Source organism: Janthinobacterium sp. RA13 (assembly GCF_000745325.1).
Taxonomy (GTDB): domain Bacteria; phylum Pseudomonadota; class Gammaproteobacteria; order Burkholderiales; family Burkholderiaceae_D; genus Janthinobacterium; species Janthinobacterium rivuli.
Genome location: NZ_JQNP01000001.1, coordinates 2758180 through 2773359 on the forward strand (window position 1 = coordinate 2758180; position 15180 = coordinate 2773359).

Genomic DNA, 15180 nt, shown 5'->3' on the forward strand with positions numbered 1-15180 from the left:
TGATTGAAAAATTCAGCTGGCGCCGTGACCGTTCCCGGCATCGAGCTTGAACGACACGGGCAAGGTGACCGTCACCGTGCCCTGTCGCAATACGCTGGCGGGCGGCGCCGGCAGCGGCTGCGCGCGCTGCAGCACTTGCAAGGCTTCGCGGTCAAGCAGCACCGTGCCCGACGAGGTGACCAGTTCGCTGGCCAGCAATTTGCCGTCGCGGTCCACCTGGAAGCGCACCCAGGCGACGCCAGCCTTCTTGCGCTGGCGCGCGTCGCCCGGATAGCGCTTGAAGTGCGCCAGGTGGCCGAGCACCTGGCTTTGCCAGCTGGCGGGCGCCGCGCTGGCGGGCGGCGTATCGCTGTTGAACGGCGCCGCCTGCGGACCGCGCACGGGGCTTGGCGCCGGTGTGGCGCTACTGCTGGCCTGCGCAGGCACAGACGCTTCCTTCGCGGCATCCTTGCCGGGATCGGGCGACGGACTGGCCGCTGCCTTGGTGTCTTTTTCCGCGGCGACGATGTCCGGCGCGGCGGCGCGTGCCAGCACCGGCAAGGCTTCCTGCCGGACTGCACTCTTGGGCGGCCGTGCGGCGCTGGACGCGGCCGACTGGCGCACGCCCACGGCATGCGCCACCCGCGTTTCCGGCGACATCGCTTGCGCGGCAAAGACCAGCATCACGCTGGCCGCCGGGTTGGCGGGCGCCACGGTGACGGGTTGCCAGCTGGCCCACAGCAGCAGCGCCAACGCGGCGGCCACCACGAGCGACGTGGCGATGCCCCAGTTCAATGCAGGGCGCGGATTCACCCGCCCTCCCGGCCCACCAGGCCCACTTTCAGATAGCCGGCCTGGCGCAGAGCGTCCATGACGCCCAGCACGTCTTCATACGCGGCTTGCTTGTCGGCCTGGAAAAACAGCGTGCGCTGGCGGTCGCCACCCGTCTGGGCGTCGAGCAGGCTGCCCAGCTGCTCGCGCGCCACGGGCGACTCGCCCAGGTACAGGCTGTGGTCGGCTTTCAGGGAAACGAACAGCGGTTTTTCGGGACGCGGTTCGGGCTTGGCCGTGGCGGCAGGCAAGTCGATTTTCAGGTCGACGGTGGCCAGCGGCGAGACCACCATGAAAATGATCAACAGCACCAGCATCACGTCGATGAAGGGCGTGACATTGATCTCGCTCAACTCCGGCATGTCGGCCGTGTCGTCGTCCGACGAAGGAAACAGGGACGCCATGGCTCAGGCCTGCTGGCGCATGTCGAGGTCGCGGCTCAGCATCAGCAGCACTTGCGCGGAAGCGGCGCGCAGCTGCGCCTTGTACTGGTTGATGCCGCGGCTGAGCACGTTGTAGATGACGACGGCGGGTATCGCCGCCACCAAGCCCAGGGCGGTCGCCAGCAAGGCTTCCGCAATGCCGGGCGCGACTGTCGCCAGATTCGTGCTCTGGCTGACGGCGATGCCGATAAAACTGTTCATGATGCCCCACACGGTGCCGAACAGGCCGACGAACGGCGCCACGGCGCCGATGCTGGCCAGCAGGCCGATGCCTTGCGTCATGCTGCGTACATTGTGCGCGATCCACTGCTCCTGACGAAAGCCAGCCCGCTCCTTCAGGGCCGCCGCCGGTGCATTGGCGTGCGACAACTTCAGTTCCTGCTGCACGTCGCCGAGCAGCTGCTGCGCCAGCATGGACGCCCCGCTCTTTGCTGCCGCGTCCGGCAAGGAGATCGCCGTCTTCAGCACAGCGACGGCTTGCGCAGCCGCGCGCCTGGCTTGCAGCAAACTGGCGCCTTTCACCAGCAAGACCACCCAGGTAGCCAGCGCGGCGCCCAGCAAGCCGATGAGCACGCTTTTGACGACCTGGTCTGCGGCGAAAAACATGCCCAGCGGCGACATGTCATGCGGCAAGGCGGACGCTTGCGCGGTGGCGTGACAGAAGGAAAGAACGGCACCGCAGCTGGCGGCTTTAAGACAAGAGATACGCATGAGAACTTTGACAGGTAACAGGCATGGCTGCGCCAACGGCGCGCACGCGCATGCAAAAAAAACGGACGGACTACCTGGCTGCTGCGGGGGAGCTTGCTGGGGGAGAATGCCGGGCAGAACGCCCGGCGGACATACAAAAAATTATTTGGCGCTGGCAACGGCAGGTGCAACAACCGGCGTGAACCAGACGAAATCGGCCTGCGGCGCCAGCACCGTGGCGCCCTGCTGTGCCAGCACCAGCACCAGCGGCGTCGGGCCGCCCGTCAAGTCCTGCACGTGCAGCGGCACGCCCAGGTCCTTGTGCGCATGGTAGGCGCCGGCGATCAGCACGGCCGGCGCGGGCGCTGCCAGCAGGCGCTCGGCCATGCGGCGGTCGCGCTGCTGCTGCACCGACAGCATGGCGGCCAGACGCGGTTCGTCGATCTGGTTGTCGTGCATGACGCGGATGATGTCCTTCAATTTGTCATGCACCTTGGCATCGTTGGCCAGGTTCGAGTGCTTGCCCTGCACGGCCGGCTTGTCGATAAACAGTTGCTTGATCTCGCTGCGGTCCAGGTTGGCCGACCAGACGGGATACGGCGCGCGCATCACGGTCATGACCAGGTCGCCATACTGCTCCCACTTCCAGTTACGCTGCCACGCCAGCAGCTCGGCCACGTGCTCTGGGCGCACGACGGGATCCGTCTGCAGCCATGGCTTGACCTTGTCCACCTTGGCTTGCTGGTCCGGATTCAGCATTTCCAGCAGCACGCTGCCTTGCGGACGCTGGCCCTGCAGTTGCTGCAACAGCCATTGTTCGATCTGATGATGGCTGAGCTGGTCATGCTGTTCGCCGACGATGACCCGCGGCGCGGCGGCCAGCTGGGCCAGCAATTGTTCGGCAGTCAAGCGCTGGCCGCTGCGCAGGTCGACGATCTCGCCCAGCTGGCGCACGTCTTGCGCAGTAGCGGGCGCGGCGGCGGTCGCGCCGGATCCGTTGACGGGTGCGACGCTGCTGCAAGCGCTCAGGGCCAGTACGCAGGCGGGCAGGACGGCGGCGAAGGACAGGGGAAATCTCATGGGCATGGCCTTTCGGGTGGAAGCACGCATTGCAAAATAACTACTGGCGGGCATTTTAATGGAAATGATTCTCATTTACAACCAATGCACGGCACGCCATGAAAATTTTTTACAACTGGCAAAAATCAACGCTGGCGCCCGGCGCCCCCGATCTGTGCATGAGGACGTGCCTTCAGCAAAGGAACGGAAGCGGCCAATTCGGACCGATCCAGGAAAAAAGCACGGTTATCAGCAAGTTTCCCGATCATAAAATCAATAAAAGTCCTCACCCGCAGTGACTGTTCCGCTCGATGCCCGTAATAGATATAGATGGCGCCGCACTCGCTGACATGCTGCATGAGCAAAGGCACAAGCCGGCCGCTGCGGATATGTGGCATGGCCTCGAAACTACCTAGTTGTCCAATACCAAGACCCGATAACACAGCCTGTGTCTCCATCGCGGTGTCATTCACGCAAATGACTGCCGGGATGTCCCGATGCACAATCTCGTCGCCGATCTGAAACTGCCATTGCGCAACCTTGCCTGTATTTGCCCACCGATAGCCGGTGCAGCTGTGCTGGCTCAGTTCGTCTATCGTTTGAGGTGCGCCGTGGCGTTGGATGTAGTCTGGCGATGCGCAAACGATCAACTGGATGGGCATGAGCCGCCGCGCAATCGCCCCTGCCGAAGGCGGCGGCCCTCCCCGGAAACCCACATCGGCGCGTCCGCTCACCAGGTCGGTGAACTGGTCATCGAGCTGGATGTCGAGTTGCACTTTGGGATTATGCTGCTGAAATAATTCAAAAAATTGCCAAAGCACCGAAAGCCCCAGCGACCGGGGAGCGTTGATGCGCAATATCCCGTTGACCTCTTCCTTGGACCGGCGCGCTTCGTCGAGGGACGACGACAGTATGGCAAGTGCCGGTTTCACGCTATCGAACAAGCGCTGGCCCTCTTCCGTCAAACTCAGCTTGCGCGTGGTCCGATGGAACAGGCGCACGCCAAGTGATTTTTCCAGCTGGATCACCGACTGGCTGGCCGCCTGTGGCGAAATGCCCTGGTCAATGGCCGCGCGCCGCAGGCTGCCCAGCGTTGCCGTGCGGACGAAGATGGTAATGGCGCGGATATCATTCATGGAGCGATGATGATTAGCAAGTTTTAGTTGATTATCATTCTAGCATTTGACCACTAGTTCATGCTAATTTTTGCTTTTATCATTCGCCCTTTAAACACCTCGGGAGCAGAATGATGAATAACGTTCAACAGCATGAATTCAAGCGCGTCTGGTTGATCACCGGTGCATCAAGAGGCATCGGCGCATTGATTGCAGAGGCGGCACTGGCGGACGGCAATGCGGTGGTCGCAACCGGGCGTAACGTCGCCGCGATCGTCGAGCGGCTTGGCAGCTGCGCCGCGTTGTTGCCGCTTGCGCTAGACGTGACGAATGAGGAACAAACCAGGCAGGGTGTGCGCGTTGCGCTGGAACATTTTGGGCGTATTGACGTGCTCGTCAATAATGCGGGCTTCGGTCTGCTGGCTGCCGTGGAAGAGTCTGGCGATGCGGATGTGCGACGGATGTTTGACACGAATGTCTTCGGCTTGCTGAACGTGACGCGCGCCGTGCTGCCGGCAATGCGCGCGCAGCGTTCCGGTCACGTGATCAATATTTCATCGATAGGCGGCTATCAGGCTGCGGCAGGATTCGGGGTGTATTCATCGACAAAATTTGCCGTCGAAGGCATCACCGAGGCCATGCATACCGAGCTCAAGCCACTGGGAATTCACGCCACTGTCGTCGAGCCAGGCTATTTCCGCACCGATTTCTTGGATGCATCGTCGCTGCTCGTAGCGCCCGATGAAATTGAGGATTACGCGGCGACTTCAGGCGCCGTGCGCAAACAGGCGTTGGCGCTTAACCACAATCAGCCCGGTGATCCCCAAAAATTGGCGGCCGCCATGCTCCGCCTTGCAGACACGCCCCATCCACCACTGCGTCTTCCCATGGGCACAGACACGCTGGCTGCGATTGCCGAAAAAAACGCCTTTGTGGCACAGGAAATGGATATGTGGCGCGACCTCTCCGCATCTACGGATTTTCCCGCCTGACAGAGCTTGACCGGGGTGGGCCATGCCTGAATTTTCCCATATGGACAATTCGCGGGCTACTCCGTACCTGATTCTTGAAACCACCTTGATATATCGCGTACGCAGGCGAGGAATAAAGCATGAGCACATCTGATTCTGTTGTCAAAGTTTTCCACCATCACCTACGGCGGATGTCCGGACGCGATCCGCACGAACCACACCGCGTCGCATCGTCCCTGGAATTGTTATTCGACCTGACTTTCGTCACATGCTTTGCGTTTGCCGCCGCCCAGTTCGCACACGCGCTCGCGGCAGGCCATTACGCCAGCGCGCTCATCGGGTTTGGCTTCGCCAGCCTCTGCATCTGCTGGGCCTGGTTCAATTTCACGTGGTTTGCATCCGCCTACGACACTGACGACTGGATTTTCCGCATCACCACAATGGTACAGATGACGGGCGTGCTGGTGCTGGCGGTAGGCTTGCCGCGCCTGTTCTCTTCCCTCGAACACGGCCAGCAGCTGGATAATTCGGTGATGGTACTCGGCTACGTGATCATGCGCGTGGCGCTGATATTTCAATGGTTGCGGGCAGCGAGGCAAGACCTCGCGCGGCGCCGCGCGTGCCTCACCTATGCCGCCGCCATTGCGATTGCCCAGATAGGCTGGATAGCGATTATTCTTTTCCCTTTCTCGATGGACGTGACCATGACCCTGGCTGCCCTCTGGTTTCTCATCGAGTTTGCCGGCCCCGTGCTGGCGGAGCGCAAGGATGGCGGTACGCCCTGGCACGCGGAGCACATTGCCGAACGCTACAGCCTGTTCGCCATCCTTGCCTTGGGTGAAGGACTGGTCGGTACGGTCGCGACCTTGTCTGCCGAAATGGAGCACCAGGGCTGGACGCTGGAAACGGCACTCGCTTGCATTGCAGGCGTCGGGCTGACCTTTGGCATGTGGTGGGTGTACTCCATTCTACCGTCGGCGCATGTGCTGCACGTGCATCGCTCACGCGCTTTCATCTGGAGCTATGGGCAGATATTGATCATTGCATCTATTGTGGCAACGGGCGCGGGTCTTGACGTCGCGGCGAACCTGATTGAAAACAAGGCCCATATCGGCACACTCCCGGCCCTGCTCGCCACCGCGATTCCCGTGACCATTTTTCTCGCCTTGATTTATGCGCTCCACTATTTTCTTGTGCGCCGCTACGATCAACTGCATCTATGGCTTCTGCTCGCAACAGCTGCCGTCATCGCGACGGCGATCATGGCGGCGATCTTTGGCGCGAATATCGTTGAATGCCTCGGCATTCTGCTCTTTGCACCGGTCATCACGGTCGTCGGCTATGAGGTACTGGGACATCGTCACCAGGGTGACATGCTCACGTCCCACTAGTGGCAGGGTCGCCGGCAGGCAAGCCCGATCAGCGCGGCTGATGCGAGAGTCCACCGATAAAATCCCCGGGCGCGGGGTAGAATAAAAAAAACGGAGGACTCGCGTGAATCAAACTGACCAGTTGGCGGTACTGAAAAAACCGCTGCCCGCATCCCTTGCTGCCGTACTTTCCCTGATCTTTGCCGACCGCTTTTCCATGACGCAAGCCATGCGTGCACACCATGGCCGCGACGAGTCGAGCTATCCGCCCATGCTGCCGGACGCCGTCATCTTCGCCCATTCCACCGAGGAAGTGGCGGCCGCCGTCAAGCTGTGCAGCGCACACGACGTGCCCGTCATCGCCTATGGCAGCGGCACCTCGCTTGAAGGCCACGTGCTGGCCTTGCATGGCGGCGTGACGATTGATCTGTCGCAAATGCACCAGATGGTGGCAGTGCATAGTGAAGACTTGACGGCCACCGTGCAGGCTGGCGTGACGCGCAAGCAACTGAACGAAGAAATCCGCGACACGGGCCTGTTTTTCCCCATCGACCCGGGCGCCAATGCCTCGCTGGGCGGCATGGCCGCCACGCGTGCCTCGGGCACGAACGCCGTGCGCTACGGCACCATGCGCGAAAACGTGCTGGCCCTGACGGTGGTGACGGCCGATGGGCGCATCATCAAGACGGGGACCAGGGCGAAAAAATCGTCGGCCGGCTACGACCTGACGCGCTTGTTCGTCGGCAGCGAAGGGACGTTGGGCATCATCACGGAAGTGACGGTCAAACTGTATCCGCTGCCGGAAGCGATCTCGGCCGCCGTGTGCTCGTTCCCCGGCACGGGCGAAGCCGTCAGCGCCGTGATCCAGACCATCCAGATGGGTATTCCTGTGGCGCGGGTCGAGTTTCTCGATGAAAATGGCGTGAAAGCCATCAATGCCTACGACAAGATGGCGCTGCCGGAGAAACCCTTGTTGCTGTTTGAATTTCACGGCACGCCGGCCAGCGTGGCCGAGCAAGCGCAGCTGGTGCAAGCCATCACGGCGGAACACGGCGCCAGCGATTTCGAATGGGCCAGCCACCCCGAAGACCGCTCGCGCCTGTGGGCCGCGCGCCACAACGCGTATTTCGCGCTACTGCAGATGCGCCCCGACAGCCGCGCCATTTCCACCGACTGCTGCGTGCCGATTTCGCGCCTGGCAGAATGCATCCTCGCCACCAAGGCCGATTGCGAAGCGCAGGGCCTCGTCTACGCCATCATCGGCCACGTCGGCGACGGTAATTTCCACGTGCAGATGCTGGTCGATCCCGATGACCCGGCCGACATCGCGCGCGCGGAAAAGGTCAACAGCGACATGGTCACGCGCGCCATCGGCATGGACGGCACCTGCACGGGCGAACACGGCGTGGGCATGCACAAGATGGCCTTCCTCGTGGAAGAACATGGCGAGGGCGCCATCGACACCATGCGCGCCCTCAAGCACGCGCTCGATCCGAAGAACATCATGAATCCGGGGAAGATCGTGCGCTGGTAATCAGGCAGTCAATTCCATGCGCATCGGCACGAAAGCAATCCCGCCCTCCTCCACCTTCGGCCCCGTGGCGACAAAGCCCAGGCTGGTGTACAGGGGCAAGGCATACATCGAGGAGTTGACGGTAAAGGCCGTCACATCGCCTTTGGCCAGCGACGCATCGCGGGCGGCCTGCCACAAACGGCGCGCCATGCCGCGCCGGTGCATGGCGCGCGGCACGAACATGTGGAACAGATGCGTGTTGTCGCGCATCGCCACCACGCCAGCCAGTGCGCCGTCGATATACGCGAGCTGATACGCGTAGCGCGACTGCGACAGATAACCTTCGATGGCTGGCTGGCGGCAATGTTCGATGAACTTTTCCGCCCCCGCGCCATCCGGGTGCAGGGTCAAAAAGGGCATCAGGTCGTCGATCAGGGCGACGATGGCGGACGCGTCGGCAACCAGGGCGGGACGCAGTATCGGTTCGGGCAAAGTAGTCATATAACAATCATGCCATCAGCTGGATAATGTTGACAAGCATCAACAGAAATCCCGGCTGCTGGTGCGCAAGCGTCCCAGCAAATGCGACATGTCGACCAGGCGCTTGGCCACCAGGTTGCGCACGATACCCTCGCGCTGCCACACGCCGTACACGCCCAGCAGCGGCGCGCTCAGCACTTCGCGCCGCTGGCTTTCCACCAGGTCGGGCCAGACGATGACGTTGACGGTGCCCGTCTCGTCTTCCAGTGTCATGAAGATCACGCCCTTGGCCGTGCCCGGACGCTGGCGCACGGTGACGATGCCGCAGGCGCGTGCCAGCTGGCCATCCGTGTAGCTGGCCAGCGCGGACGCGGGCAGGAAACGCTGCTCCAGCAATTGCCTGCGCAGCAGCGCCAGCGGGTGGCGACCCAAAGTCAGGCCTTGCGCGCGGTAATCGCTGACGATGCTCTCGCCTTCCGTCGGTGCGGCCAACACGGGCAAGTCTTCCTCTTGCGTGGTGACGCGCAGCAAATCCCTGTCGGGCACGGCGCCGGCCGCCTGCCATAAGGCCTCGCGCCGGTGGCCGGCCAGCGCGTGCAGGGCGTTGCCGGCTGCCAAGACCTGCAAGTCATGACGGTCCAGGCCGCCACGGCGGGCCAGGTCGGCCACGTCGACAAAAGCGGCCATGGCGCGCGCATCCTCGATGCGCAGGGCCGCCTCGGCGCGCATGCCGAACAGGCTGTTCAAGCCCAGGCGCACGGCGGGCGCCGCGCCCTGCCCGTCTTCCAATGCCGCTTCCCAGCCGCTGATGGCCACGTCGACGGGCAGCACGTGCACGCCATGCCGGCGACCATCCTGCACCAGTTGCGAGGGACTGTAAAAGCCCATGGGCTGGCTGTTGAGCAAGGCGCACAGAAAGGCGGCAGGTTCGTGGCATTTCAGCCAGGAACTGGCGTACGTCAGCAGGGCGAAACTGGCCGCGTGCGACTCGGGAAAACCGTATTCGCCAAAGCCCTCGATCTGGCTGAAGATGGCCTCGGCAAACTTTTTTTCATAGCCATTGTCCACCATGGCATCGACGATGCGGTCATGGTAATTGTTCATGCCGCCCTTGCGCTTCCAGGCCGCCATGGCGCGCCGCAACTGGTCCGCCTCGCCGGGCGTGAAATCGGCGGCGATGATGGCCACCTGCATCACTTGCTCCTGAAAAATCGGGATACCCAGGGTGCGTCCCAACGCCTTTTCCAGACCCTTCGGATAGTCGACCGGTTCTTTCTGCTGGCGCCGCTGCAGATACGGATGCACCATGCCGCCCTGGATGGGGCCGGGACGCACCAGCGCCACCTCGATGACGAGGTCGTAGAATTCACGGGGGCGCAACCGGGGCAGCATGCTCATCTGGGCGCGCGACTCGATCTGGAACACGCCGATGGTGTCGGCCTGGCACATCATGTCGTAGGTGGCGGGGTCTTCGGCGGGAATATCCTGCAGGCGGAATTCCTCGCCGCGCCGCGCCCCCACCAGCTCCAGGGCGCGGCGCAGGGCCGACAACATGCCCAGCGCCAGCACATCGACCTTCATCAAGCCCAGCTCCTCGAGGTCATTCTTGTCCCACTCGATGACGCTGCGCTCGGCCATGCTGGCGTTTTCAATCGGCACCAGTCGCGACAATTTTCCTTGCGCAATCACAAAGCCGCCCGGATGCTGCGACAGATGGCGGGGAAAACCCAGCAGTTGCTGCGCCAGGCCGGCCCACTGCTGCGACAATGCCGCCTCCGGGTCGAGCCCGCATTCGGCCAGGCGCTCCAGCAGATCGCGCTTGCCGTCGAACCAGCGATGCGCCTTGGCCACTTTTTCCACGATGGCCAGGTCGATCCCCAGCGCCCGGCCGCTGTCGCGCAAGGCGCTCTTCGGCCGGTAGCTGATCACCACGGCCGCCAGCGCGGCCCGCTCGCGGCCATATTTGCCATAGATATATTGAATCACCTCTTCGCGCCGCTGGTGCTCGAAGTCGACGTCGATGTCGGGCGGCTCGTTGCGTTCGCGCGACATGAAGCGCCCGACCAGCGAGTTGCCGCGCGCCGGGTCCACTTCCGTGATGTGCAGGCAATAACAGACGGCCGAATTGGCGGCCGAGCCCCTGCCCTGGCACAGGATATTTTGCGAGCGGGCAAAGCGCACGATGTCGTACACGGTCAAAAAGTACGCTTCATACGACAGCTCGGCGATCAGTTCCAGTTCCTGCTCGATCTGCTCCTGCACGTTGGCCGGAATACCCAGCGGAAAGCGGCTGCGCGCGCCCGCATACGTTTCTTCGCGCAGATAGGTCGCCGGCGTGTGGCCGTGCGGCACCAGCTCGACTGGATAGTCATAGCGCAGGCTGTCGAGGGAAAATGTGCACTTCTTGGCGATGCGCACGGTTTCCGCCAGCGCCTGCCGCGGATACACATTGGCCAGGCGCAGACGCGCGCGCAGATGCTGCTCCGCGTTTTGCGCCAGCGCGTAGCCGCACTCATCCACCGACTTGCCCACGCGGATCGCGCACAGGGTGTCGAGCAGGGGCTTGCGCGAACGCACGTGCATGCACACATGGCCCACAGCCACCACGGACAAGCCCAGCGCCTGCGTCGCCTCCTGCACGGCGCTGCGGTGCGCGTCATCCTGCGCCCGCTGCAGCAGGTTCAGGCCGATCCAGCTGCGCTCGCCGCCAAAGGTGGCCGCCATCCACGCGCCCTGCGCGCGCACGGTTTCCGGCTGGGCCGGATAGCTGGGCAGCAAGATCATCAGGCAGCCGGGCAGTCCCCGCAAATGGGCAAACTCGGCCGAAGGCGCGGCAAAATCGTCTGGCGTCAGCAAATAGCGCCCCTTGGCCGCCCGCGTGCGCGCCATCGTGATCAGTTCCGACAAGTTGCCATAACCGTCGCTGTCGCGCACCAGCGCCAGCAGGGACAGGGCCGGACTGCCGTCGGCCTGCGTCAAGTGAAAATGCGCGCCGACAATCAAGGGGAAACCAGCCCGCTTGGCCGTCGCATGCGCGCGCACGACACCCGCCAGCGAGCACTCGTCGGTAATGGCCAGCCCCTTGTAGCCAAGCTGGACGGCGCGCGCCACCAGCTCTTCCGCATGCGAGGCCCCATGCAGGAAGCTGAAATTGCTCAGGCAGTACAACTCAGCATACTCGGGTAAGACGGCGCCCCACATGATCTACCTCAATACTGTATATAAACACAGTATATTATACTCATCTGGAATACGGCTTCTCGGTTATGCTGGTGTTTTACCTTGCGCATCGCCCGCCATGATCGTCCATCTCTTGAAATGTTTCGGCGCCGCACCCGGTGGCGGCAATGCGGCGCTGGTCGTGGAAAACGACGGCAGCAGCGAAACGGCGCGCCAGCAATTCGCCCGCGAGCGCCAGGTCAGCGCCTGCGTCTTCATCGACCGGCAGGCGGACGGCGCGGAGGGATGCCTCGTGCTCGACTATTTTTATCCGCACACGCGCAGTCCGCTGTGCCTGCACGCCACCCTGGCGGCCGCGCATGTGCTGCTGACGGCGCCTGGCGCGCCAGCAACCCTGACGGTCACCACGGCCATGCGCGGACAAGCCTTGCAGCTGGTGTACAACGCAGCCGGTCTGTTTATCGGCCTGGCGCCGCAGCCGGCACCGCTCGTCATGCTGGAAAAATATGTGCCGTCCGAACTGATGGGACAGCACATGCACTTGCTGTCACCGCCCGTCATCGCCTCCGTCGGCAGTCCGAAACTGCTGCTGGAAGTGGCCGACCGCACCACCCTGCGCGCGCTGCGGCCGAACCTGGAACTGATCGCCGACTGGAGCGCTTTACATCAAATCAATGGCTGCTATGCGTATTGCCGCACGGGTGAGCACGAGTACGAGGGGCGCAACTTCAACCACCTCGATCCGGCACTGGAAGACAGCGCCACAGGCGTGGCGGCAGGCGCGCTGTCAGCGCATTTGCAACAGTCGCTGCGCCTGCATCAGGGCCACGTGACGCAGCAGCCATGTTTGATCGAGGTGCAATACAGCGCGCAGGCAATATGGGTGGGAGGCATGGTGCAACGCAGCACCTGAACGGGGCATGCTGCACCAGTACAAGGCAAGCCAGGCAGCGGCGAAAAGATAATCAACCAGGAAACAACAGTTACTACAAATTTGTAATAACAAAACAAAGTATCGCTGGTGAATGATGAAATGATGGCACTAGAATCAAGTCACGAATCTTGCTCATCAGCCACTTGGAGATACTGCGTGCCGACCCTCACCACCTTGCGTAAAGCAGTCCTCATCAGCCTGTACGGCAGCGCCGCCCTGGCCGCCTTCAGTCCCGCCGCCATGGCGCAGAGCAACGACCCTGCGGCCACGGACGGCCCCGTGCAAACGGTCAGCGTGGTCGGCTCGCGCCGCGTCGCCAGTTCCGCCACCGATACCATGGTGCCGGTCGATATCATTCCGATTTCCAAGGTGGCCGAGCAAGGCGGCCAGTTCGACCTGGCGCAGTCGCTGCAATACATTTCTCCCTCGTTCAATTCCACGCGCCAGTCGGGCGCCGACGGGGCCGACCTGGTCGATTCAGCCGCCTTGCGCGGCCTCGGTTCCGACCAGACCCTCGTGCTGGTGAACGGCAAACGGCGCCATACGACGGCCCTCGTCAACCTGTTCGGCGCGCGCAACCGCGGCAATACGGGCACGGACATGAATGCGATTCCCTTGCTGGCGATCAAGAACGTGCAAGTGCTGCGCGACGGCGCCGCCGCGCAGTACGGCTCGGACGCCATCGCTGGCGTGATCGACATCGAACTGAAAAAAAGCCTGGGCTGCGAAGCGGTGGCCGGCTACAGCCAGTATTCGGAAGGCGACGGCAAGAATTATATGACCTCGGCCTACTGCGGCATTGCGCTGGGCGACAAGGGCACGATCGCCATCACGGGCGAATACCTGGACCGGGGCCGCTCGAACCGGGCCGACGCGGACAGCATGCGCATCATCGGCGACACCAAATCCGAAAACAAAACCCTGTACGTGAATGGCGACTACGCCACCAGCGGCACGGGCAAGCTGTACTTCACGGCCGGCGCGCAGACGCGCGATGCCTCGAGCGCCGCGTTTGGCCGCGACGGCATCGGCAGCGTTGACGTCCCTGCCCGCAATTCGGCCGCCATGTACCCCGATGGTTTCGTGCCTTTCATTAACGGCAAGATCGACGACCAGTACGCCACCATCGGCCACCGCAGCCAGATCGGCGAATGGCATGCGGACTTTTCGCAAACCTATGGCTACAACAAGATGCGCTACAACGTCAGCCATACCCTGAACGCCTCGATCGCCAATCTCGACCTGATGAACGGCGGCAAGGGCGTCAGCGCCAGCAGCTTTGATGCGGGTGGCTTTTCGTTCCAGCAACTGACCAGCAACGCCGACTTCAGCCGCTACTACGACACGGTGATGCGCGGCATGAACGTGGCCTTCGGCGCCGAATACCGCAGCGAGGAATACAAGATCATGGCCGGCGAACCGGGCTCCTACAGCGACGTCGACGGCGTGGGCGTGGGCGGCAATGGCCGCAGCCAGGGCTTTCCCGGTTTCCAGCCCAGCGATGTGACGAAAGCCAAACGCCACAGTATCGCCGCGTATGGCGACGTGGAACTGGACTGGACGGAGCGCCTGAAAACCCAGGCGGCTTTGCGCTATGAAAAATTTAGCGACTTCGGTGCCACCGTGACGGGCAAGCTGGCCGCCAGCTATAAAGTGGCGCCGAACGTGCTGCTGCGCGGCTCGGCCAGCACGGGTTTCCGCGCGCCATCGTTGCAGCAAGTGTATTTCTCGTCCACCTTTACCGACTTCGTCGGCGGCGTGGCCACCGACGTGGTGCTGGCGCCGAATGGCGGCGCCGTCGCCAACGCGGCCGGCATTCCCAAGTTGAAAGAGGAAAAATCCACCAGCTTTACGTTCGGCGCCACCTGGACGCCGACGCAAGCCATTTCCGTCACAGCCGACTTGTACAACATCAAGATCAAGGACCGCATCGTGCTGTCGGGCCGTTTCAATGCCGGCAATTACCCGGACCTGGGGGCACGCCTGGCCCAGCTGGGCGTGACGGAGGCGCAATTTTTCGTCAATTCCGTCGACACGCGCACGCGCGGACTGGACCTGACGGCTTCGCACAAGGGAGAATTGGCCGGCAACCGCCTGAACACCTTCTTGGCCTTGAACTTGAGCAAAACGGAAGTGACGAAAGTCAAGACGCCCGCCTCGCTGACGGGCTTCGAGGATGTGCTGCTGTCCGAGCGCGAACGCCTGTTCATCGAACAGGGCGGCCCGCGCGCGAAAGCCACCCTGGGCTTCGACTACATCACGGGCAAGCTGGAGTCCGACTTGCGCGTCATCTACTTTGGCCCGCAAACCCTGGGCACGTTCAGCGGCACGGCCGCCGGCGTGCCGAACGCCCGCTACGCGGCCAAGACCTCGGCCGACCTGAGCTTTACTTACAGCATCAACAAGAACACCAAGCTGACCTTTGGCGGCAACAACATCTTCAACGTCAAGCCCACCACGCAAAACGCAAACGAGACGGATAATGGTTTCAAATACGACAGCGTGCAGTTCGGCCTGAACGGCGCTTCGTATTTTGGCCGGCTGTGGGTGAAGTTCTGATCACCGTTTCCGCATAAAAAAAACAGCGGCTGCGCCAGCATGGGCAGCCGCTGTTT

The 15180-nt window shown here is 62.6% G+C and carries 12 protein-coding genes; 5 read left to right on the forward strand and 7 right to left on the reverse strand.

Going from position 1 to position 15180, the window contains the following annotated elements:
- Positions 1-12 precede the first annotated feature (12 nt).
- The 5 genes from FG13_RS12195 to FG13_RS12215 form a co-directional block, all read right to left on the reverse strand.
- Positions 13-792 carry an energy transducer TonB family protein gene (locus FG13_RS12195; RefSeq protein WP_051958969.1) on the reverse strand — a complete coding sequence of 260 codons (780 nt, stop codon included), beginning with the start codon at positions 790-792 and terminating at the stop codon, positions 13-15.
- Entirely contained in the window at positions 789-1214 is a 426-nt protein-coding gene (gene exbD / locus FG13_RS12200; protein WP_051958971.1) for a TonB system transport protein ExbD, read from the reverse strand. The genes FG13_RS12195 and exbD overlap by 4 nt, the downstream gene beginning before the upstream one ends.
- A 3-nt stretch (positions 1215-1217) precedes the next feature.
- Positions 1218-1859, reverse strand: a complete 642-nt coding sequence (gene exbB, locus FG13_RS12205; protein ID WP_235211721.1) for a tonB-system energizer ExbB — start codon at positions 1857-1859, stop codon at positions 1218-1220.
- Between the two features lie 246 nt (positions 1860-2105).
- Positions 2106-3023 carry a ChaN family lipoprotein gene (locus tag FG13_RS12210; RefSeq protein WP_035821196.1) on the reverse strand — a complete coding sequence of 306 codons (918 nt, stop codon included), beginning with the start codon at positions 3021-3023 and terminating at the stop codon, positions 2106-2108.
- A 125-nt stretch (positions 3024-3148) separates the two neighbouring features.
- The gene (locus FG13_RS12215; protein ID WP_051958973.1) at positions 3149-4138 is read right to left on the reverse strand and encodes a LysR family transcriptional regulator; all 990 of its coding nucleotides are present in this window, start codon (positions 4136-4138) and stop codon (positions 3149-3151) included.
- 113 nt (positions 4139-4251) lie between these two features.
- Between FG13_RS12215 and FG13_RS12220 the strand changes: the two genes are divergently transcribed.
- From FG13_RS12220 to FG13_RS12230, 3 genes are all read left to right on the forward strand, one after another.
- Complete coding sequence (locus tag FG13_RS12220) at positions 4252-5109, forward strand: oxidoreductase (RefSeq protein WP_035821198.1); 858 nt, start codon at positions 4252-4254, stop codon at positions 5107-5109.
- A 119-nt stretch (positions 5110-5228) separates the two neighbouring features.
- Positions 5229-6479, forward strand: a complete 1251-nt coding sequence (locus tag FG13_RS12225; RefSeq protein ID WP_200880277.1) for a low temperature requirement protein A — start codon at positions 5229-5231, stop codon at positions 6477-6479.
- Positions 6480-6582: 103 nt separating this feature from the next.
- A complete protein-coding gene (locus FG13_RS12230; protein ID WP_035821201.1) occupies positions 6583-7992 on the forward strand; it encodes an FAD-binding oxidoreductase in 1410 nt (469 codons plus the stop codon).
- Here FG13_RS12230 and FG13_RS12235 read toward each other — a convergent pair whose 3' ends face one another.
- Both FG13_RS12235 and FG13_RS12240 read right to left on the reverse strand, forming a co-directional pair.
- Positions 7993-8472 (reverse strand): GNAT family N-acetyltransferase, encoded by a 480-nt coding sequence (locus FG13_RS12235; RefSeq protein WP_235211722.1) that lies wholly within the window; start codon positions 8470-8472, stop codon positions 7993-7995.
- 39 nt (positions 8473-8511) lie between these two features.
- Positions 8512-11652 carry an error-prone DNA polymerase gene (locus FG13_RS12240; RefSeq protein WP_035821203.1) on the reverse strand — a complete coding sequence of 1047 codons (3141 nt, stop codon included), beginning with the start codon at positions 11650-11652 and terminating at the stop codon, positions 8512-8514.
- A gap of 97 nt (positions 11653-11749) precedes the next feature.
- Here FG13_RS12240 and FG13_RS12245 point away from each other — a divergent pair, with 97 nt between their 5' ends.
- A complete protein-coding gene (locus FG13_RS12245; RefSeq protein ID WP_035821205.1) occupies positions 11750-12544 on the forward strand; it encodes a PhzF family phenazine biosynthesis protein in 795 nt (264 codons plus the stop codon).
- Between the two features lie 177 nt (positions 12545-12721).
- Positions 12722-15124, forward strand: coding sequence for a TonB-dependent receptor plug domain-containing protein (locus FG13_RS12250; RefSeq protein ID WP_035821207.1), 2403 nt, complete (start codon positions 12722-12724; stop codon positions 15122-15124).
- The last annotated feature ends 56 nt before the right edge of the window (positions 15125-15180 follow it).

What these genes read in the sequence shown, in the direction of transcription:
- FG13_RS12215 (WP_051958973.1), bottom strand. Translation starts at nt 4,138, where the DNA reads ATGAATGATATCCGCGCCATTACCATCTTCGTCCGCACGGCAACGCTG.
- FG13_RS12210 (WP_035821196.1), bottom strand. Translation starts at nt 3,023, where the DNA reads ATGAGATTTCCCCTGTCCTTCGCCGCCGTCCTGCCCGCCTGCGTACTG.
- exbD (WP_051958971.1), bottom strand. Translation starts at nt 1,214, where the DNA reads ATGGCGTCCCTGTTTCCTTCGTCGGACGACGACACGGCCGACATGCCG.
- FG13_RS12225 (WP_200880277.1), top strand. Translation starts at nt 5,229, where the DNA reads ATGAGCACATCTGATTCTGTTGTCAAAGTTTTCCACCATCACCTACGG.
- exbB (WP_235211721.1), bottom strand. Translation starts at nt 1,859, where the DNA reads ATGTTTTTCGCCGCAGACCAGGTCGTCAAAAGCGTGCTCATCGGCTTG.
- FG13_RS12220 (WP_035821198.1), top strand. Translation starts at nt 4,252, where the DNA reads ATGAATAACGTTCAACAGCATGAATTCAAGCGCGTCTGGTTGATCACC.
- FG13_RS12245 (WP_035821205.1), top strand. Translation starts at nt 11,750, where the DNA reads ATGATCGTCCATCTCTTGAAATGTTTCGGCGCCGCACCCGGTGGCGGC.
- FG13_RS12240 (WP_035821203.1), bottom strand. Translation starts at nt 11,652, where the DNA reads ATGTGGGGCGCCGTCTTACCCGAGTATGCTGAGTTGTACTGCCTGAGC.
- FG13_RS12235 (WP_235211722.1), bottom strand. Translation starts at nt 8,472, where the DNA reads ATGACTACTTTGCCCGAACCGATACTGCGTCCCGCCCTGGTTGCCGAC.